29 protein-coding genes are annotated in these 18393 nt (G+C 37.1%); 14 read left to right on the top strand and 15 right to left on the bottom strand.

Annotated features, from left to right (window positions below; all coding sequences use genetic code 11):
- Nucleotides 1-26 precede the first annotated feature (26 nt).
- Together AACT42_RS10330 and AACT42_RS10325 are read left to right on the top strand one after the other, a co-directional pair.
- On the top strand, nt 27-524 hold the full coding sequence (locus AACT42_RS10330; protein WP_045592060.1) for a DUF262 domain-containing protein: 498 nt from the start codon (nt 27-29) through the stop codon (nt 522-524).
- A gap of 95 nt (nt 525-619) precedes the next feature.
- Nucleotides 620-1384, top strand: coding sequence for a VWA domain-containing protein (locus tag AACT42_RS10325; protein ID WP_094182766.1), 765 nt, complete (start codon nt 620-622; stop codon nt 1382-1384).
- A 39-nt stretch (nt 1385-1423) separates the two neighbouring features.
- Here the strand turns inward: AACT42_RS10325 and AACT42_RS10320 are convergent, their stop codons facing one another.
- A complete protein-coding gene (locus AACT42_RS10320) occupies nt 1424-1906 on the bottom strand; it encodes a hypothetical protein (protein ID WP_053318958.1) in 483 nt (160 codons plus the stop codon).
- 60 nt (nt 1907-1966) lie between these two features.
- On the opposite strand from AACT42_RS10320, the gene AACT42_RS10315 reads away from it, so the two are divergent.
- A complete protein-coding gene (locus tag AACT42_RS10315) occupies nt 1967-2356 on the top strand; it encodes a hypothetical protein (protein WP_094133377.1) in 390 nt (129 codons plus the stop codon).
- A gap of 22 nt (nt 2357-2378) precedes the next feature.
- On the opposite strand, the gene AACT42_RS10310 is transcribed toward AACT42_RS10315, so the two are convergent.
- From AACT42_RS10310 to AACT42_RS10295, 4 genes are all read right to left on the bottom strand, one after another.
- The gene (locus tag AACT42_RS10310; RefSeq protein WP_094133376.1) at nt 2379-3119 is read right to left on the bottom strand and encodes an ATP-grasp domain-containing protein; all 741 of its coding nucleotides are present in this window, start codon (nt 3117-3119) and stop codon (nt 2379-2381) included.
- A gap of 142 nt (nt 3120-3261) precedes the next feature.
- Nucleotides 3262-3633, bottom strand: a complete 372-nt coding sequence (locus AACT42_RS10305) for a hypothetical protein (protein ID WP_094133375.1) — start codon at nt 3631-3633, stop codon at nt 3262-3264.
- Between the two features lie 69 nt (nt 3634-3702).
- Nucleotides 3703-4536, bottom strand: coding sequence for a hypothetical protein (locus AACT42_RS10300; protein ID WP_094182765.1), 834 nt, complete (start codon nt 4534-4536; stop codon nt 3703-3705).
- Between the two features lie 166 nt (nt 4537-4702).
- Nucleotides 4703-5248, bottom strand: coding sequence for a phosphatase PAP2 family protein (locus AACT42_RS10295; RefSeq protein WP_254918643.1), 546 nt, complete (start codon nt 5246-5248; stop codon nt 4703-4705).
- A gap of 350 nt (nt 5249-5598) precedes the next feature.
- On the opposite strand from AACT42_RS10295, the gene AACT42_RS10290 reads away from it, so the two are divergent.
- On the top strand, nt 5599-5952 hold the full coding sequence (locus AACT42_RS10290) for a hypothetical protein (protein WP_094133624.1): 354 nt from the start codon (nt 5599-5601) through the stop codon (nt 5950-5952).
- Nucleotides 5953-5973: 21 nt separating this feature from the next.
- Here the strand turns inward: AACT42_RS10290 and AACT42_RS10285 are convergent, their stop codons facing one another.
- The 6 genes from AACT42_RS10285 to AACT42_RS10260 form a co-directional block, all read right to left on the bottom strand.
- Complete coding sequence (locus AACT42_RS10285; RefSeq protein ID WP_094133625.1) at nt 5974-6561, bottom strand: hypothetical protein; 588 nt, start codon at nt 6559-6561, stop codon at nt 5974-5976.
- Nucleotides 6562-6732 carry a hypothetical protein gene (locus AACT42_RS10280; protein WP_176432204.1) on the bottom strand — a complete coding sequence of 57 codons (171 nt, stop codon included), beginning with the start codon at nt 6730-6732 and terminating at the stop codon, nt 6562-6564.
- 1 nt (nt 6733) lies between these two features.
- Nucleotides 6734-7207 (bottom strand): hypothetical protein, encoded by a 474-nt coding sequence (locus AACT42_RS10275; RefSeq protein WP_094133626.1) that lies wholly within the window; start codon nt 7205-7207, stop codon nt 6734-6736.
- An 82-nt stretch (nt 7208-7289) separates the two neighbouring features.
- The gene (locus AACT42_RS10270) at nt 7290-7916 is read right to left on the bottom strand and encodes a 1-acyl-sn-glycerol-3-phosphate acyltransferase (RefSeq protein WP_176432203.1); all 627 of its coding nucleotides are present in this window, start codon (nt 7914-7916) and stop codon (nt 7290-7292) included.
- Between the two features lie 392 nt (nt 7917-8308).
- Nucleotides 8309-9055 carry a hypothetical protein gene (locus AACT42_RS10265; RefSeq protein ID WP_094133628.1) on the bottom strand — a complete coding sequence of 249 codons (747 nt, stop codon included), beginning with the start codon at nt 9053-9055 and terminating at the stop codon, nt 8309-8311.
- The gene (locus AACT42_RS10260) at nt 9052-9504 is read right to left on the bottom strand and encodes a hypothetical protein (protein WP_094133629.1); all 453 of its coding nucleotides are present in this window, start codon (nt 9502-9504) and stop codon (nt 9052-9054) included. Before AACT42_RS10260 ends, AACT42_RS10265 begins: the two co-directional genes overlap by 4 nt.
- A 117-nt stretch (nt 9505-9621) precedes the next feature.
- Here AACT42_RS10260 and AACT42_RS10255 point away from each other — a divergent pair, with 117 nt between their 5' ends.
- Both AACT42_RS10255 and AACT42_RS10250 read left to right on the top strand, forming a co-directional pair.
- Nucleotides 9622-10401 carry a hypothetical protein gene (locus tag AACT42_RS10255; protein WP_094133630.1) on the top strand — a complete coding sequence of 260 codons (780 nt, stop codon included), beginning with the start codon at nt 9622-9624 and terminating at the stop codon, nt 10399-10401.
- 10 nt (nt 10402-10411) lie between these two features.
- Nucleotides 10412-10735 (top strand): hypothetical protein, encoded by a 324-nt coding sequence (locus AACT42_RS10250; RefSeq protein WP_094133631.1) that lies wholly within the window; start codon nt 10412-10414, stop codon nt 10733-10735.
- Nucleotides 10736-10786: 51 nt separating this feature from the next.
- On the opposite strand, the gene AACT42_RS10245 is transcribed toward AACT42_RS10250, so the two are convergent.
- A complete protein-coding gene (locus tag AACT42_RS10245) occupies nt 10787-11206 on the bottom strand; it encodes a hypothetical protein (RefSeq protein ID WP_094133632.1) in 420 nt (139 codons plus the stop codon).
- 100 nt (nt 11207-11306) lie between these two features.
- A complete protein-coding gene (locus AACT42_RS10240) occupies nt 11307-11588 on the bottom strand; it encodes a hypothetical protein (protein WP_094133633.1) in 282 nt (93 codons plus the stop codon).
- A 449-nt stretch (nt 11589-12037) separates the two neighbouring features.
- Here AACT42_RS10240 and AACT42_RS10235 point away from each other — a divergent pair, with 449 nt between their 5' ends.
- Both AACT42_RS10235 and AACT42_RS10230 read left to right on the top strand, forming a co-directional pair.
- On the top strand, nt 12038-13102 hold the full coding sequence (locus AACT42_RS10235) for a hypothetical protein (protein ID WP_094133634.1): 1065 nt from the start codon (nt 12038-12040) through the stop codon (nt 13100-13102).
- Nucleotides 13103-13111: 9 nt separating this feature from the next.
- Nucleotides 13112-13555, top strand: coding sequence for a hypothetical protein (locus AACT42_RS10230; RefSeq protein ID WP_094133635.1), 444 nt, complete (start codon nt 13112-13114; stop codon nt 13553-13555).
- A 208-nt stretch (nt 13556-13763) separates the two neighbouring features.
- Here AACT42_RS10230 and AACT42_RS10225 read toward each other — a convergent pair whose 3' ends face one another.
- Nucleotides 13764-14978 (bottom strand): RNA-guided endonuclease InsQ/TnpB family protein, encoded by a 1215-nt coding sequence (locus AACT42_RS10225; protein WP_094182764.1) that lies wholly within the window; start codon nt 14976-14978, stop codon nt 13764-13766.
- A 23-nt stretch (nt 14979-15001) separates the two neighbouring features.
- Between AACT42_RS10225 and tnpA the strand changes: the two genes are divergently transcribed.
- From tnpA to AACT42_RS10195, 6 genes are all read left to right on the top strand, one after another.
- On the top strand, nt 15002-15415 hold the full coding sequence (gene tnpA / locus AACT42_RS10220) for an IS200/IS605 family transposase (protein WP_094132696.1): 414 nt from the start codon (nt 15002-15004) through the stop codon (nt 15413-15415).
- 460 nt (nt 15416-15875) lie between these two features.
- Complete coding sequence (locus AACT42_RS10215) at nt 15876-16433, top strand: hypothetical protein (protein ID WP_094132698.1); 558 nt, start codon at nt 15876-15878, stop codon at nt 16431-16433.
- Between the two features lie 109 nt (nt 16434-16542).
- The gene (locus tag AACT42_RS10210; RefSeq protein WP_053312550.1) at nt 16543-16740 is read left to right on the top strand and encodes a type II toxin -antitoxin system TacA 1-like antitoxin; all 198 of its coding nucleotides are present in this window, start codon (nt 16543-16545) and stop codon (nt 16738-16740) included.
- 225 nt (nt 16741-16965) lie between these two features.
- Complete coding sequence (locus AACT42_RS10205) at nt 16966-17133, top strand: hypothetical protein (protein ID WP_176432202.1); 168 nt, start codon at nt 16966-16968, stop codon at nt 17131-17133.
- A gap of 10 nt (nt 17134-17143) precedes the next feature.
- Nucleotides 17144-17539 carry a hypothetical protein gene (locus tag AACT42_RS10200; RefSeq protein ID WP_094132700.1) on the top strand — a complete coding sequence of 132 codons (396 nt, stop codon included), beginning with the start codon at nt 17144-17146 and terminating at the stop codon, nt 17537-17539.
- A gap of 69 nt (nt 17540-17608) precedes the next feature.
- Nucleotides 17609-17896, top strand: a complete 288-nt coding sequence (locus AACT42_RS10195; RefSeq protein WP_053312548.1) for a hypothetical protein — start codon at nt 17609-17611, stop codon at nt 17894-17896.
- Between the two features lie 21 nt (nt 17897-17917).
- Here AACT42_RS10195 and AACT42_RS10190 read toward each other — a convergent pair whose 3' ends face one another.
- A complete protein-coding gene (locus AACT42_RS10190) occupies nt 17918-18286 on the bottom strand; it encodes a hypothetical protein (protein ID WP_094132702.1) in 369 nt (122 codons plus the stop codon).
- Nucleotides 18287-18393 lie beyond the last annotated feature (107 nt).

Below are 18393 nucleotides of genomic sequence, written 5' to 3'. Positions count from 1 at the left end.
CTATGGTTATGTTTAGCAAGGAGCTAATGGTTACGTCACAGAACACTACTATTGGTCACTTCGTCTCAATGAAAAAAGAAGGTCATTTATATCTGGATGCCGACTATCAGCGTGAATACGTTTGGACTCGCGATCAGCAGCAATGTTTACTTGAATCTATCTTTCATCGCATTCCCTTGGGTGGAATTTCGGTAGTTGTAGATCCTAAATCAAGTGATAAGTATCTTGAGGTGGTTGATGGCAAGCAACGCTTAACTACAATCCTGAAGTTCGTAGATAATGAATTCCCATATATTGATGAGTATGGAAACTTTCTATACTACCGCGATCTAGATGTCGTAGATCAACGTACATTCACTAATGTGATTCTTCCATCCAATGAGTTGCGTGAAGACGGAGTTCGTAAGCCAAGCCGACTGCAAATTCTTAAGTTCTTTTATCGCGTTAACTTTGGTGGCACACCACAAGCAGAGTCTCACCGCAGAAAAGTCGCCAACATGATTGCTGAAGAGAAAGGTATTTAGTTAGCACAGAAAGCCCAGAACATTGTTCTGGGTTTATTTTTTCTAGTATTTAATTTAATATTAAGAAAAAATAAAAAAGCAACAGGTGCTAAATAATGAAAAACATTGACATTCAGCTTAAGAAACTTGAAAGAGAAGGGGATTTTGAATTAATAAATCTTGCAAAAAAAACTCTTATATCAATGAAAAAAAGCGGATTCGACCCAGTAGATCAACTTGTAAGAGTTGCTTTATGTCTTGATTTTTCTGGCAGTATGAGAAAAATGCTATCAGACGGAACAGTAACAAAAATTGTAAAAAAATGTCTTGCTCAATCAATAATTCTTGATGATAACGGTGAAATTGAAGTGTTCGGCTTTGGAACGGACGCAAAGTATTTGTGCTCTGTTAATGTCGAAAATTACAACAATTTCTGTGAACAATTACAGGTTGAAAAACCAAATTTTGGTCAAACTAATTACAATCGAGCATTAGAAGAAATCATAAAATTCTATGATGCAACTGGCTATGGCTTGCCTGTTCTAGTCATCTTTGTTACTGATGGCAATACAGCTAATAAGCGACTTACCACACAAATTATAAAGGATTCATCCACTAAACCAATATTCTGGCAATTTGTAGGAATTGGTAAGGATAACTACGATCCAACTCTAGACATGACAATTCTCGATAAACTAAAGAAAAACACAGAATTTAAGTATTTAGTTAAATTAGATGAACTAAGCGGAAGAAAAATTGATAATGCTGGCTTTTTTGCTGTGCATGACCCCAATTTAGTTTCAGACGAAAAAATTTATGACTCGATAAATCATGAATTCCCCGAATGGCTTGAGGCTGCAAAGAAAATTAATCTTTACTAAAAATTGATAAGCGCGAGTATGAATCTCGCGCATTTTTCATTATATCATAGGAATCTTGGCAAGCTCCCAATCGTCTCGTGTTGGCTTTGGAAGCTCTGAATTTAGTATGATTTGCACCGCCTCTTTAGGAAGCATGTATCTACCAGTACGAGCACCTGGTGGACAAACAATAACGAATTCATTCTTAGCGGCTATCTTTTCTGCAAAAGACTGAGTGTGCTTCGAGTTCAGCAGTTTGAGACCTGAAATCCCGTATAGATTCACGTCCAGATCCCCACTTCGACACATAGTCATCATCGAACGCTCAGCAAGCTCAATAAGCATTTTTCTCTCATCCTCATCGATTTTGCTTTGCGCGTGTAGGACTAAAAAATACGTATCAAGATACTGTTGAGAATAAGTACCCTGTAGCACATCTTTTGAAAAAGTAACCCAACCATTTTGCATTGCTCTTTTCATTTCGGATTTAGATGGCTTTATATCAAAACCCATTGCTCTAAGGATTTTATTAATTAATAACATATTATTTCCTATTTACTTTTAAATTTATTTTTGTATAATTACAGCATAACGGAGAGCGATATGAATTACGAAACCTTAACCATTGTTCGTCTATCGAACTTTAAAGAAATTGAAGATGTCCTAAATCACGAATTTCCTGTAGGCACTAAAGCAAATGGAAGCGCTGTTCTTTTTGCACAGGGTCAGAAGCCATTCGATTTAAACAGGGAATTTACTTTGCTTGCTCTGAATCAGTTATCAGAACTCGTATCATCAATGTCATCTATCAGACCATATGTTGATGATTCTGAAATTGACTCTGAATTAAAATCATTTCTGCTCGATTTCACCCGTATTGGGACTTGGACGCTCAACTCTGCTAGTGTCGCTCGAAGCGATCTAAAAGAGTTCTATGACTTTGATAAGATCGAGCTTAAGCAAATGCTTCTTAACTTAGCCAATAAGCTATGATCGGGTTAGCTGAGGGTTAACCTTAACCCTCGGCTAATTGATACCATCGATTACTTATCAAATGAAAGTAATCAGCATCACTAATTCCCTTGTATTTTCCAAGCGAATAACCGTCATTTAACTCAATAAGCGCGGTTTCACCTGTATCCAACAAACCAAAATCCAAACTGTAACCATTAGGAAAAAATCCGTTATTGGTTAAAGTTTCAACCGCATTCTCAACAACACTCATGTCAATTGACAGATCTTCGTCAGGATTGTCGTCGTACCTACAAGAAGCGAGAATTTTACCCTGGCTAACATAAACTCTGAATTCACACAGCCAGGTTACAATAGGGCTAACATACAGCTCTGTATGCCCATTTAAACCTCTAAGAATACTCATCCCCGACATAGGGCTGAACTCTTGCCCTGTGAAGAGCTTAGCTTGTTTAGGCTTTGCAAAGAGCTGTTCACCTAAAACAGCAATACGGTACATTGCTTGAGAGACCGTCAATTCTTCAACCTCCCTACACATTAGGTATCGAAGGCTGCTTGGATAATCGTCAATATCAACAGGCTCAACACCTAAAGATTTTAGCGTTCTGTGAATACAAGGAATGTTACCTACAACAATGTCTTTACTGCCTACCTCAAGAGGGGTTTCATTGAGTCCAAATCTAACAACTGGAATATCATTCAAAATACAGTATTGATAGATAGAACTTTCCTCTCTACCAAGACGATTAGAATCATCATTCATTTTTTGCAGGAAAACTTTCATCGCGATCCTTACATCATAAAAACGACACTAGAGATGCTAGAAGCAATAACAACCAAAGATATACCAGAAAACCACATAGCTTTCTTTAAGCCATTTCTTACGTCTTCGTCAATTGACTTGTCAAAAGGGTAATGGAACATACTCATGCTTTTTCATCTCCACTGCACTCAGGCTGAGGCAGATCAATTTCAACCAATCTGTTCGATATTTCTTTCTCTACAATAATTTTCATTTGAGAAAGGATTTCCAATACAGCAAACGGCTTGTCAAGGTGGTGTGTAGCCTTAAGGATCGAATATGAACGGTACTTGCTTACGTTTTTCTCTATATCATCATCGGACAGTTCAATAGGCAAGCTGATCATATCACCTTTTGTTAGTGGAGATTTTGAGTTCACAAGAAACACTTGCTTAGGATTAGAGCTGCTAAACTCCTGATTAGCCAGAACATTGAGCTGATAGCAGTACCCATCTGATTCGAGTTCTTTTGACTTGTTTGTTATTTGTTCATTCATTTTATATTTACCAAATTAATTGCGAAATGATTTTATCAACCATTTGATTCATTAAACAAGCAATAATTTCTAACCTTTTCTTCGCCATTGCAGAGTTCTCGCATAAAAGTAAAACCCATAAAAAGCAATTAGAAATGATTGAACGATCATAGCTATGTTAATGACAATCTGGAGATCAAGTTGAAGCATCAAAGATAAATCACACGCTGCGACCAAATAGATAAACAGAAAAGAAGTGACAACATTTTTCTTGATTCCAAACCATATCGAATAACAAATCAAAGAAAACTCTTCCAATATCTTAGACATTCCTTCCTCACCGCCGTGAATTGCATCAGCTATCTTGTCTGAACTCACATTTCTTAACATGGTAAAGACTACCAATATAAGAGGTGTGTAAATCGCTCCAGAGAATAATGAAACACAACCACCTATTACCAAAGAAGCTAGAGCAAGCGATAAAATTGATGATATTCCACCAAACTTTTCATAGTTTTCTGGGGTGAATAGTGGCTCAGTCGCAATTTCTGGTGACATCCTGGTTTCTCCAGACATCACCAAGACAACATCAATGACTAGCAGGATACCGAAAAGCAACTTCCAGTTATTAACAAGAAACTTATAAGGTTCAGCGTTGGAAATTTTATGATGGAAAAGGTGTTTATCAACGCTGGTGGACTTTACAAATGACTTGAGAAAGCAAGCCGTGGCGTAAATCAGCAATACTGAAAAGCTAAATGACAAAAATAGAGAGTTGTATCTTTCAAAATGGTGATTTAGAGCTGATATGGAAAAGAAAGAAATCAAAAGCAATGCGGCTTCCAATCCACTTACATTTATGTAGTTTTTTATATCTGTTTTAAATTGTATCCAAACGGACTTTTCATGGGCAGAGTAGAACACGATTAACCTTTAATTTTTATTAATTTAATGAGGTTAATTATATTCATTATAAAAAAGGAGTAAAGTTAAAACTGCAAGGATTGCTATAGTAACAGAATAAAGAAAGGCGCAATGCGCCATTGAAGCAAATGGCTCGCCCTGCCTTTCGACAGGGCGATTTAATTTATTAAAAGCGCATACTTGCGTACAGACCTACCTCGTCACCATTCACGTATGGTGCGAACGCGATATTGGTCATTGAGTAACCCATACTTGTCACGGCATACTGGATACCTGTTGCTAGTGCTGCTCCTGCTGCCACATCGCGCCAGTAGTGCTTATCTGCTTGTACGCGAGAGTAGCCAACAACTGCTGATACAGCGTATGCAGGTAGACCATATTCCCATCCGTAACGGAACTGTAGGAACGCTGCACCTTGAGTTGCTGCCGATGTATGACCAGAAGGGAATGAGTTGTTTGCTGAGCCATCTGGACGCTCTGCATCAACCGCCCACTTTAGAGCGTGTGTTGCTGCTGCCGTGTAAAGTGCGCCTTCCGCTAGCTGAAAAAATCCTTCTGTATCACCCTTCCATAGCGCGATTGCACCAGCAGTGATAGGAACACCGATTTGAGCGATATCACCGAACTGAGTAAGACTCTCGTTTTCCGCATGAGCCATTTGAGCTGTAACAGATGCGGCTACAAGAGCCAGTGCAATAAAAGACTTCTTCATGAACATTTTCCTTTGAAAGCTAATAGTCATTATATTTGGTATTGATATATATTTTAGCGGTGGATATATAACCCCGCCTAATGGTTACAATAATACATTTACAAACGAGCTAGTCAACTTTTTTCTGACATATTTTCACTGCGAAATGTAAGCAAATTTCAACATTTGAAAATATTTATTTTTATAGAAAAGACTCTAAAAAATAATGTGTAATTTAACAATTTAAATAAATAGCTTTAAAATTAACCACTTAAGGTTATGGCTGTATTGATTTCTTTCGATTGTTCTGCTATATTTTATTTATATTCAATAAAATATTGAGTTTTTGATTTCTAAAAGGAATGTGATTTATGAAAAATCAGAGAGTTAGACAGGGATCACAAAATTGCGACATTATCACCCCTCTGTTGACATATGCTGTCATTGATACCAACGGATATTTGCTGGCTACATCTAATTTAGAAAAGGCTTTATCAGTTTTTCATGATGAACCCGTGGATAACGAGTTTATTTTGCTTCTGGAGTCTGCTGATCTGAATGAAATGAATTCTGAAGATGAAGTTTATGCTTTGGATGAAGATGGTCAGATTAATTTTGAAGGGACAGTTGAGCAATTCAAATACCACATTGAGAATATTGATTTCGCAAGAGGCAAACGAAATATCAAATTATCCACTCATACGAAGAAGCAGGAACATCGATAGTGAAGCCCGTTAAAGGGCTTCTTACCTTAGCTTCATATGTTTGGTAAATTCGAACTCATGATCTGTGTGACACTTATATTCTATAAGCTTCCATTCTGATGCATTCCTTCTAGGATCTATTTCTGACATCTCTAAAAGATATTCGTTCACATTATTAAATCCAGCCTCGCCAAGCTTCCAGCTAGTTGTGAAACCCGTTAGCGTATTCAGGAATACAAATCTCGTTTGAGTAGATTCACATGAAAGCTTTGATGCATGTAGGATCTGTTTTTTGATTTTCTGAAAGAAAATTCGCTCAATGAATTCATAAATATCATCCAGATTTTGCACATCCTCATCGGTCAAATTATCAGCAGAAATGTCGCTACTGTATTTGTATCCGTGAACTTCAAAATTGAACATTCCATCCTCAATATAGAGTGTGCAGTTCAGCCTATGAATGTTCTCATCAAGCTCTGTGTGATTAATAGAAACATAGACGGTATCTTGCTCTTCAGGAACTTGTATAAATAAGTGATATTTTGGATTGATATCAATAGTAACCTCCAGGTTTGGAGATACTTTTAATCCTGATATAGCCCTTTGACATGTAAAAGACATATTGTTCATTTACTGAACCCCTTCCCCATTAAAGACATCAAAAGAAGACACCCTAACAAAAGAAACACCGTTTATAGGTACACTATCAATTCTTGTTGACACAGAAGCCAGGGAATCCTTTAGAGAGCTGATTAATATATTGCCGTTACTTTTTAAATATTCGTTTTCTTGATTTTCCATTTTAAACAACCTTTAATCGTTCTGCTTCCATTCTGTTAATCTCTAAGCCTCTATGAATTAATATATCTTCGCTTTGAGACCATTTTGCCATCAGAACCTGAGCAAGAATTCTAGAGTTATGCTCTCCAACCTTAAAATTCAGTTCTGAGAACATTTCATCTAATTTTTTAGTTATTGATTTTTCAATTCCGTTTGACTCAGAAATATTCTTATCAAAGAAATACATTGAACCCAAGTCTAATGGGTCATACCCCAATGGTGAAAGGTATGCTGGCATTTCAGAGATTACCTTTATGAAGTGACCATACCCGTCAAAATAACCGTAAGAATCAGAAATTTTTATCACAAGTTTCCCTTCAAAGTTAGCAGGAACCTTTGATAAACAGCATACCTTAGAAATTTCTTCACTTAAAAGGTCAAGAAGTTGATTTTGATTTCCAATAATCTCTAATGACTTTGATATTGTATAGCCCATTTACACACCATAAAGAAACCCGTAACTTGAGATAAAGCATGGGTTTTATTCAAAAATTTATTATGCATAGATTACAATACAATCAGTTTTTTGCCAATTGAAATACTGCATTGAACACAGATTTTCTGTCCGCTTTGTCAGCAGGGATCACCTTTCCGCCTTTCAAAGTGATTTTACTAAATAACTTTCCAAATAACGGTTTATTTTTCTTTCGGCTGAAATAACTTCCCCAAAGACCTTTAATAGCAATAGGGTAGACTGGTGCTGGAGTTCTTTTCAATATGTGCTCGATACCAGATTTAAACTCATTCATCTCGCCATTATAGGTAATCATTCCTTCGGGAAAGATGAATACAGCCTCTTCGTTTTCAAGAGCTTCAGCAATGAGATCGAATGCTTTGCTAAAGACTTGCTTATCTTCTTTATAACCAGCAATAGGAATCGCCTTTATTGCCTTAAAGAACCGATTTAGCAAAAAATTGTTATATATCTTGTAATATACGATAAATCGAATAGGTCTTTTTATCTTGAGGGAAAGTAAAACTGCATCTAGATAGCTAACATGATTTCCAACTAGCAACAACCTACCCGTTTTAGGAACATCAAGGTTTTCTTTTCTAACTCTATAGCAAACATTGATAAACCCTTTCAATATCACTCTGATTGAATTCACAAAGAAATTTTGAACATTGTTTTTTATTTTGGACATAAAAATACCAAGAAGAATTATTTTTAATAAATAATACCATAAAAAACACATAAAAAAAGAGCCACTCGCGTACAAAGTGGCTCTTTTGAATTGTTGACTATAAAAAGAGAGTAAGCAATGGTCTAAATTTATAGTGGTAGTTAATGGCTATTAAATCAAGTAACTCGCAACTCGATTCTGTAATCTATAATACAGCACGTAATTAATAAGTCAAATAAAAAGTCTTATAATTACAAAAGATTTTGTGACAATCCATTACATCCAATAGCAATGGGGTTTGCTAGAGTGACCATAAAGCCAAACACAAGGAGTTACCATGAAACACAAGTACTCCTGAACATCCAGATTAAGAGTCGGGCAGTATGCCTTACTAGCATTCAGATCTTTATTGCTCATACGAAATCCTCCAGAGTGTATTTAGACAGGTCTAGCTTAACAGATGTTGCTTCGTATCTTGAGAATCCATAGATGTTCGCCACAGCCTCAGAATATGCTGCTTTAGCTGTAGAGGTAACACTACTAAAAGCTCCTGCTGAACCATATAAATTCGACAACCATTTTTGAGTCTTTTCGATCACATAATCAGCTACGTAATCAGGCGTTAGAGCATATCGCTGCATTTTATAGTAGATTGATTTACCATCCACAAATGTCCAACCATTTTTCTTGAATGACTCTGTAAATTCGAAGTCTGTATTCATAATACTGTCTTCAAGAACAAAGAATACATAGAACAACATACATTGAATCGTTCTAGCCTTGCGAATGGATTCATCCTCAAGCTCTTCAATTCTCTTATCATTATCAAGCATCCAGAATGAAAAACCGAAGTTTTCATCATAAAATTGCTCAATCCATGCCGTTTCAGGTTGATCCTCAATACCATCATGCTTCATGCAAAGAGCTAAAATTTCTTTTGTTAGGTTGGGATGATGATCATAGATAGAAACGCAAAGCTCTGTCTTATCGAAAGAAAACCCAGAAAACAGACCGCAGTTATTATAGTGTTCTAGAGTCCCTTCCTCGATAACTAGCAGAGAGTCCTCGATACGATGAATACCGTAGTTTGTTGCCCCAATAATGTAATCAAGGATTTGGCTTGCAAACAAATGTACTGGTTTTACCTTTTGGGTTTTCATTTAACTTCCTTATCTTTCAACAAATCTACATAAAGCGAAAAATTACCGCAGCAATATTCTACCTCAAGCGATTCTTTCATCGCTTCATACGCACCATGAATCATTAATTGAACTTGATGAACACGAGACTCGCGACTGGAAATGATCTCAACCTGCTTCATGAAGTCCAAAAATACTTCTGGTGCATCATAAGAGTTGTAGACGGGGATTCCGAACTTGTAATCTTCCTCATCTGATTCATTAACCAAAATAACACCTGAAACATTTGATAAATGCTCTGGAATTACAAGCTTGAAATCACCATCAGAGCAAACCGTAACCGACAACAACGTTGTCGGAAGCTCAATGTACTTCTTCATCTTCTCTTTCAAGGGTGAGTTTTCTGGTAGTACTAGATACAACTCGTCAATATCTGGCAACAAGTGACCAAATAGGGCTAATTTATTCAATGATAACTCCAAAATCTGATAAATTTAACAACATATTCTTACCTTTACATGCTATTACTTTTCAAGTATTATATATCCATAAGATTAAAAGTAAAGTATTTTAGTTAAGGTGAAAGTATGGGTTATGAAATCGAATTAACTAACCAAAAGCTCAATATCATTTTGCAAAGCGGAATTGTTTCTGGTGTTCGGTTTGCAATCAGTGAACACAAAAACCAAGTACATCAGCTTTCTAAAAAGTTTGACAATGCGTACACTGACTCACAAATGGACTTACGCATTGGAGATTCAACAGTTGAAGTCGTTTCAGGCTACAAGGCTCTTAGCGATCATTACAATAACACTTCGCTAACACACCTGACCGATAAGCTAAAGAATGAAAGCGCAAAGCTAACAGTAATGCTCAATGAATTTTTTGATTCTTTTGGTAGCGAAGAGTTTAAAAAACTAGAGGACTTACTTAACAAAGTAAAATCAAACCACGAATTCGATAAACTCAATACAAAGAGAAAAGAAAAGTACAAACAGAAGGTTTTGTACCACATCGCAATGCTCTTAACAGGTAAGAAGCTCGATTTTGCTTTGCGAGATATTTTTAAGCTAGACACTTCCAAAGCTAATGTTAAGCTTGCGAAAGAAATGCATAAGTCATTGGTAAGCAAAAAGCACAGCATTTTGATGGATCTTAGCCATGATAAAGGAAGTAATCTATCAAAAGACCGTCGAGCGCTATACATGCTTGCTAAAGACTCTGAAAACGACCTTCTTGATCTAGCCTACTTGATGACGGCAATTATTGATGATGAAAGTCTAGTCGGATACACGGATGAGAGTAAGTATCTTAAGAATCTTTTCAAGTTACTTTCCTTGCATTGCCATAAGATTCAATCTCGCTAAGGAATTCATCATGAGTCTAACCAATATTGAAATCTCGCAACCAAAGTGTATTGATGGTCGCTCTCTACAAGAATGGCTATGCGAATTTTTATCAAATAATCTTCCTGACAAGGAGATCTATTTGATGCCAGATAAACCCCATGATTTCACAGGAGAGTCTGGATTTTTCTGCAATGTTGATGTGGATCATCATATTAGAAAAGACGAATTACTCTCAAAAATTTGTAGTATCAGCACAGACAAAGCGGCTTATTTCTATGTGCAGGATGTAGTAGAGGCAGCTTGCGGTGATGGAGTCCTTGATGATAGTCACTACCATGTTTTATTTAAATAATTCTAAAAGATAACCACAACAAAAAGGCTTGATCTTATCAAGCCTTTTTTACTAACTGAATTGTTTGTTACTTACATAGGCTCGAATCATATCTAAAACTGAGATATTTATGGAGTTTTCATTGACATCTTGATTATAGAAAAAGGCTAGCTCAGCTTTTGAGAAACCACTAATGATCTCCCTCAACTGCATTTCATTTCTTTCCATGATTTTAGACGCCACTTTTGAATGAATTTTAACGGTTGATAAAACCCAAAAACAAAAGCTCATAAGACCAATTATTAATTCAGCCCTAGAATCAAGCTCTGCAATCCACAAGGTAAACAAAGTCAAAGGTATGATGAACAATGATGCTGTAACAATAGAGTAAAAAAAAGTTACTTTAAGTTCTTTGTTCGTGCTATCAGTTACTTTCATTACCGAAGCTTTAAAAGCTTGGAATTTGCTAAATTTCGATGCGGTGGAATTCATAAAAATAGAGTCTTTTATTAATTGTTTTTAATGTATAAATTTTTTCTTTGTATGGATAAAGGCTGGCAAACCAGCCCTTATAACTATCAACGCTGGAATTTTACTCAGGGTATTTATCTGCAACAAGTGAGTCTATAACTTCAGCATACTCTATCGCGTTAGCTCTACCACCAAACTTTTCACTAAGTTGCATAGCAATATTTTTAGTGACATTAGCTCCCTGGATGTTCAGGCTTTTTATTAGCTCGGGTGTAACCTTGCTTACGCTCTTAGTTTCTTGAATGGAAATGACATCAACTTTGCTCTCAGTTCCATTATCATTAGCTAAAACACCAGTCGAGGAAATAGCAAAAACAATCGCAAATAAAACCTGTTTTTTCATGATATTACTCCATTATCCATACAAACCAACCATAATTCATAACACATGGTTCGTCAATAATGCGCAGGCACCACATTTCCACAATTATTGCATCTATGAACATCGCCAGATTTGCTTTTAACAAGCACTCTATTTATTACGAAGCTCTTAGGCTCTTTTCTTGTCCATCCATAGCATCTCGCGGTTCTTGCTGCTTTCCATACAGAACCGTGCCGATCCAAGAAGGTTTGGAAAATATCCTTGCCAACAAAGGTTATTCCGCATTTTGAACAATTTGATTCACTCATATTTAACGTTTAGTAATTTTAGATAATTTCATTGTACCAAACAGCAAGCTTTACCTCCATAGTTATTTATGTATAATTGGAAACCCTGACAATACCATTTCATTGATTGATGAAGAAACCAACGAAATCATTTGTCGTATTTAACTTACAGATAGGCATATCATGAGCGCAAAAACTAAAAGTATTGTGATTAAAAAAGAAACAGTTGAGTTTTTTTTCAAGATTTACAACAAAGTTCGTATTGATAAACGCATTCAAGATCTGACATTAGAGAACATTGTTTTTATCACCAAAAGCAATTACTACTTTGCAAAAGAGCTTATGTCAGCTCAGTTTTACATCCTTCGGAATAAAAAGGATGATTTGTTAGCTGCAACCGAGACAATGATGGAATTGCTTGAAGACAATTTTATCCCTCAAGATTTGGGTTCTGAAGTATTTGACGATGTAGTGTTCTTGATTACTGATCAGATGCTAGATGATTTTGTTAGCATGGCTTTACAAAGCCATCCATTATACAAATTTTATCCTACTCTTCGCGCCGATCTTGAAGAAATGCTGGTTGAAATTCCTTCCCTATATTTTGAATATAAGCAGGGAAATCTTTCGAGTAAGACTGATTCTATCTCAGACACTTACGCTAGAGATTTATTTAATGAAAAATTAGCCTACAAAATGACAGGCGTTTATCAAAAATATGAAATTACTCCTGATATGTATCAGGCAAGGGTAAATGAGGCTCTTTGGCTGAACTCATGTCCTGAGAATGGTGTTACGATTCATGAAGAGACACTAACCATTGCACACAGAATGCTTGGAAAGCTCAATGAGCAGCTAAAGCACGCAACTTATCCTCAGTTTGTATGGTATTTAACGCAATACCCTGAGTTGCTACGAGCAGTATTCTTTTTGCATACTCAAGTCAGAAGATTTACAAAGCCCGTACTTATGTCAGGAGAAGAGTTGAATGTTTTCTTTGGTCAGGTGGATTCTCTTAATACACCAGAAGATTTTGAAGGTGCCGATCTTACATTTTCTTTTGATGATGAGATCATTGAAAAAGCTAGAAATCAACTAGAATATCTTCTTCCGCACAATCAAGCGATTAAAGAGCGTGAGAACTTAATCAAATTCCTTAAGCTCAATTTTGATTTTTATCTTGAATGGGTAATTTCAGATAACAGCAAGATCTGCAAAACTTTCATTGAGCGATATTTACCTATTTGAGGAAAAAGCATGTCAAATACTTGCGTGTACATCCGAAGTCTTGAGTTAAATTCTCAAGCTAAACGAGATCATGACCGCTATATGATTGGCGATAAAATTGAAACCGAAGGGCTATTCGACCAGTATCCTTTTGACAACTACCTAATGAAAGTTGTAAACCGAACCTGGAATGAAAAATCGAACACACTGACGATTGATATCGACTTCATCATGCGCATTCGAACACCAGACGAAGTGCAAAATTACTTATTAAACCATTGCACTCCGAGTTGGGTTTTTGACAATTTTGGCGATGACATCGGAAACATTATCCGAAGAATGGATATTTACAGACTCTTTCCTGAAAAGAAAATTAAGAGCAAAGCCGATATCTTTGAGAAGCTGGATGATGAGTGCAAAAGAACAGGGAAGCCATCGATTAGCACATTAATGGCTCTCTTTGATTTATCTTAATCGGTTAGTGATGAGGCAGGAATCAATCAGCATGGAAAAACAATTAAGCGTATCGGCAGCAAAACAGCTTATCGAATTTATTTTCAGTACAAACTACCGATTGGCACCTGATGGTGACGGTCTGTTTGCATCCAAAGAATAAGCAATCAGCTTTATGAACAACTCCCACTAAACGCTACGCGTTTTGAAGGAGTTTCAAAAAGAAAGCCTAAGCTGCCTTTTTAGGTTGGTTCCCAGCCTGAATGCCTAACGCCCAGTTTAAATTAACTTGCGCACTGGCTACATCACGGGGCTTCTCACAGCCGCATTTGCATGAGTGCCAGCGTTCAGCTAAGGTTTTTTTCTTTTTAGCTCCGCAGTCTGGGCAGGTTTGACTTGGCTTAACTTGCTTTGTTGGTACTTCAACGTATTCGCTACCAGCTTCTGCCGCTTTATAGGATAGCAAATTAAGAGTCATGGCTGGCGCGGTATTCAGGATTTCCCGATTCAAGCCAGCCTTTTGTTTTACGTTCTTCCCATGCTTCTCGGCAGTGCCTTTGGCGCTGCTGGTCATGTTCTTAACGGTGAGTTTTTCAGTGGCAATTAACGCCGCCACTTTCACTAATTTTGCCGTTTCTTTATGAGTAAAATCGAGTCGTTGACGGGCGATTTTTTGGTGCAGTTTAGCAATTCTGTGCTTCAATTTGCGATGGGCGCGAGTCCCATTTTTTGCTAACGCAAGGTCGCGTTGCAAAGCCGCTAATAGCTCTTTGCTATTTCTGAGATAGCGCGGTTTCTCAACTTGTTCAAAATTACCATCTTGATCGATAGTCGAAAAATAGTGAGAAACACCCCAATCTAAACCAATGGCTTTAGTGCCACATTGTCTTTCAATGGAATCGTATTCCATTGAAACTGAGATGAACCACTCACCATTCTTGCGAATGATCTCGGCAGTTTTCGGCTTGCCGTCAGCGTTTCTAGCTTTACCTCGGATCTTAACGATGCCAACATCAGCCAGATAAACAGCACCATGCTTTTTTTCTTTTAGGTGGAGCTTCCAGCCGTCACCATGTGCCTTATAACCCCAGCCTTTAAAGCGTTGAAATGGCTTAAAACGCGGGAATCCAGCCTTCTTATCACCTTTTTTAAATCGACGGAAAAACCCATCAAAAGCTAGCGCGACACGCTTTAAGGTGACTTGTTCACTCTGAGCATTGGCATTGAAAATGCCATGCGCTTTGCGATTGTTGCGCCACAGAGTGTTAATTTTGCACTGCTCTGAAAAGCTAAGACCATAATCAGAATTGCGGTATGTTTCGATGCGATCACGTAAAGCCCAGTTGTACAACTGGTGATGATGCACAAACAAATTCATCAGTGATTCTTCTTGAGAAACTGATGGTTTCAGTTTGTATGTGACTTTACGGATTGCTTTTTTCATACAACCGATTATATTTAGTTGTTATGAAAAAACAAACCCTAAACACGCTACATCACAGCGTTTTCAATATTCACTATCATTTAGTTCTTGTGACTAAATATCGTCGTCGCTGTATCACGCCAGAGGTTGCTGCATACTTAGAATCACAATATAAAAGGTTACTGGAAACTTGGGATTGCGAGCTTTTAGAATGCAATGGAGAACCCGATCACCTTCATCTATTGATTTCTGCAAATCCTAAAATACAACCAAGTAAAATGGTGAATAGTCTAAAAACTGCCACATCAAGACTGGTAAGAAAGGAGTTTTCTGAGCACTTGGGTAAGTTTTACTGGAAGCCCGTTTTTTACAGCAGGAGCTATTGTTTGGTTAGTTGTGGAGGTGCGCCGCTAGACATCGTAAAACAGTATTTGGATCAGCAGGAAGGTTTTGATTAAAGCCACCACTTCGTGGTGGTGCGCCTTTCACCACCACCTAAATTAACTCGCTTAGGCTCATTAGATTTAGATGGAGCACTTGGCGCTATTGGGTAGAAAGCTCTGAATACAATCCCTGTAACCCTTTATGTGTTTGCTTTGACACAAAGCAAGGGAGCTATTGGGATTCTGTATCTGCAACTTTTAATGGTTAAATTTGGGAAATGGAAGACTACTCAATGGGCGGAGCCTACTCCAGCGGTACAACCATTGAAGATGCTTTAATCAACCTAAGAAAGCAATGTGATCTTGACGATGATTTTTGCCCGTAGAGCTATCAATTATCAAGTAGGAAGCTTTTGCTTATACTCATTCAATATTAAATTTTGGATATAGTTATGGAACAAGCTTTTCTTCAAGGTATTGACTCTATTCATTATACATGTATAATGAAAAACAATAAATAAAGAAGGAAAGCACCATGAAAGAATTTTCTTATTACTTAAGACAATCAGCACTGAACTCTTTAAAGCTACTGCCTACTGTCGGCAAACATCTATCTGATTCAGAACTGGATGAAATCCAATCTCTAATTCACAAAGAGGAACCTAGCTTAAGCGTTAAGCGTCAAGGTGCAGGTCTACATATCACATCTTCAAACTTCCGACTTCGTGATGGTGACTTGTCTGAGATGGTTTCTGATTGCGTCCCAAAAAGGCTAACAAAAAAAGAGCTTAAAGACGCTGAAAACCAGGCGAAGCGCAAGAAGTCTGTTCAAGAGAAAAATGAGCGCATCGATCAAACGATTTGTTCAAATGAAAAAGCTGCCAAGTGGGTTGAAGACACATTCGGTCTTGCAAACATGAACAACTACAACAAAGCTGCTTTGATTGACTACATCACAGGCAAAGAGAAAGAGTTCAAGGGCATGTTGAATCGCTTAGCTGGCGAAATCGCATACAAAATTGGAGCTGTGAAAGACAACATGTACGATTACTCTGTAATTAAGCAGAAATTTGAGGTTGATACCTTAAGCTGATCACAAAACCTTCAAAGCCAGCATTAGCTGGCTTTTTATCTAGACTTAACCCGTAACCCATAATAAATTACAGGCAGAATTTAGTTATTTATGCTTAAGTGAGATATGTATGAGCCAACAAATCAGAAAAACAGATCTAGAAAAATCAGAGTCGATGAGTGAGCCATCGCAAGATAATGTAACTCTTCTTAGTGAGGAATCTTTCGATAAATTGACAAATATCCTTGAAAATCCACCAAAACCAACTCAAGCGATGAAAGATTTAATGTCAAAGCCAAGACTAACTAAGAATGGAAATTCACTTTAATTTTTGAGTTGGAACATTATTCCTGGCTGTCGATATCCCGTTCCTTATCTAGCTTATAACCATCAACCGACTCCGAATCCAATTAAGGAGAATTGGACAAAGTTAGAGAACAGAAATCGTCCAATCAGGGGTTTACCCCTGTAAATCATAGGCATCATAATCATGTTCTGGTGCTTTCGTTTTCTTAGAAAAATGCTAGTATCTAAATATACTTAGGAGATCAATATGCGTTTTTTCGAAGACCCAAATTTTGTCATCATGGATTTTAGCTGTCCATACTGCAAGCAGGATACAACAGCTACTGTGCATGAAGATGGCGCATCATGTTGCAATCGGTGTAATTCAGAAGTGAAACCGCCATTGACGTATGCGGAAGCAAAGAAACTTAACTGAGGCAAAGTAAGTGAATCAAGCAGCTCAGAGTGAACTAGACACTCTTATCAAAGAATATGACTCATTCGTCAAAGAATCATTATCATCGCAATTTGGACTAAGAAACAAATATCTTCGAAGCGATAATGGTTCCATTTATGTAAGAAAGCTATTACATCCTTCGCTACCGCCTTGCTTCTGCATTTCAAGTATTGAGTTCAGTGAACACATGCGAGGAAAGGGGATTATGACAGGATTCCTTGATCATGTAGAAAACAACCTTTCTGAATATGCTGGCGTTGAATTCGAATGCATTCATAACCAAGAGTTAGTGAAGCATTTAGAAAAACGAGGGTATACATGGTCTCCATACCGTGCCGAGTATTTGAAAGATCTAGAGCATCATTTGTATAAGGCTAAAGATTAATATCAAGAGACTTTCCCTTTATTTATTGGTACAATAATTGAGCAATAAATAATAAAAAAGGAAAGTCTTATGATTATAGAAATGAAGTTTAGTAAAGCCCTGAAAGAGCTTAGAGAAAGAACTGAAATCGAACTTAATTCCATCTTAGAAACATCTGTTGAAGATGACTCCTTATCTGTTGTATTCAAAGATACTCAAGAATCATATGCTATGATCAGGTATTTCATGATTGGCAATGAATGGACTCATTCTATTGATGTAGCCAAAGGCACTCTTCAAGAAGCACTTTCTGCATACTCGGAATCACTTCATGGAAATGCTGGATACATACAATGCTATGCCCCTGGAGCAAAATAAACTCACCATAGGTGAGTACTATCAATGTTTCATTACTACTGCTGGTAGCGTTAACCTTCCTGCTTTGATTGACGCTGCCACTCTATGCCAACCATCCCAGATATAAGCTTTCCCATCAATCTCAGAAATGTACACAGGCTCTCTGATTGGGTTTTTGAGCATATCTTCGAAGTATTCTTCGCCTCTGATATCAGATAAGTCCTTTACTTCATCATTAAACCAGATCTTCCAGTCTTCCAAGTTATCCATTAAATGAATCAGTCTTTCAATAGGGTAGTTCCTTTGCACACTAAAGGTTCCATTACTAGGATCAATGTAGCCAGGATCTTCTTTACACACATTTTCACCTTCAAGCATAATGAAATCTTGCTTTAGAATTTCTGTTTCCATAACCCCTCCTTGTTTGAGATTATATAGATTTTATATCAAAAGTAAATAAAATGCCGTTAATTAAATTATTTTTGTTGCTTTGAGATTTTTACTATGTATAATAAGAA

The organism is Vibrio sp. V15_P4S5T153 (genome assembly GCF_963874485.1).
GTDB lineage: Bacteria > Pseudomonadota > Gammaproteobacteria > Enterobacterales > Vibrionaceae > Vibrio > Vibrio anguillarum.
This window is presented reverse-complemented; position numbering and strand designations above follow the sequence as displayed.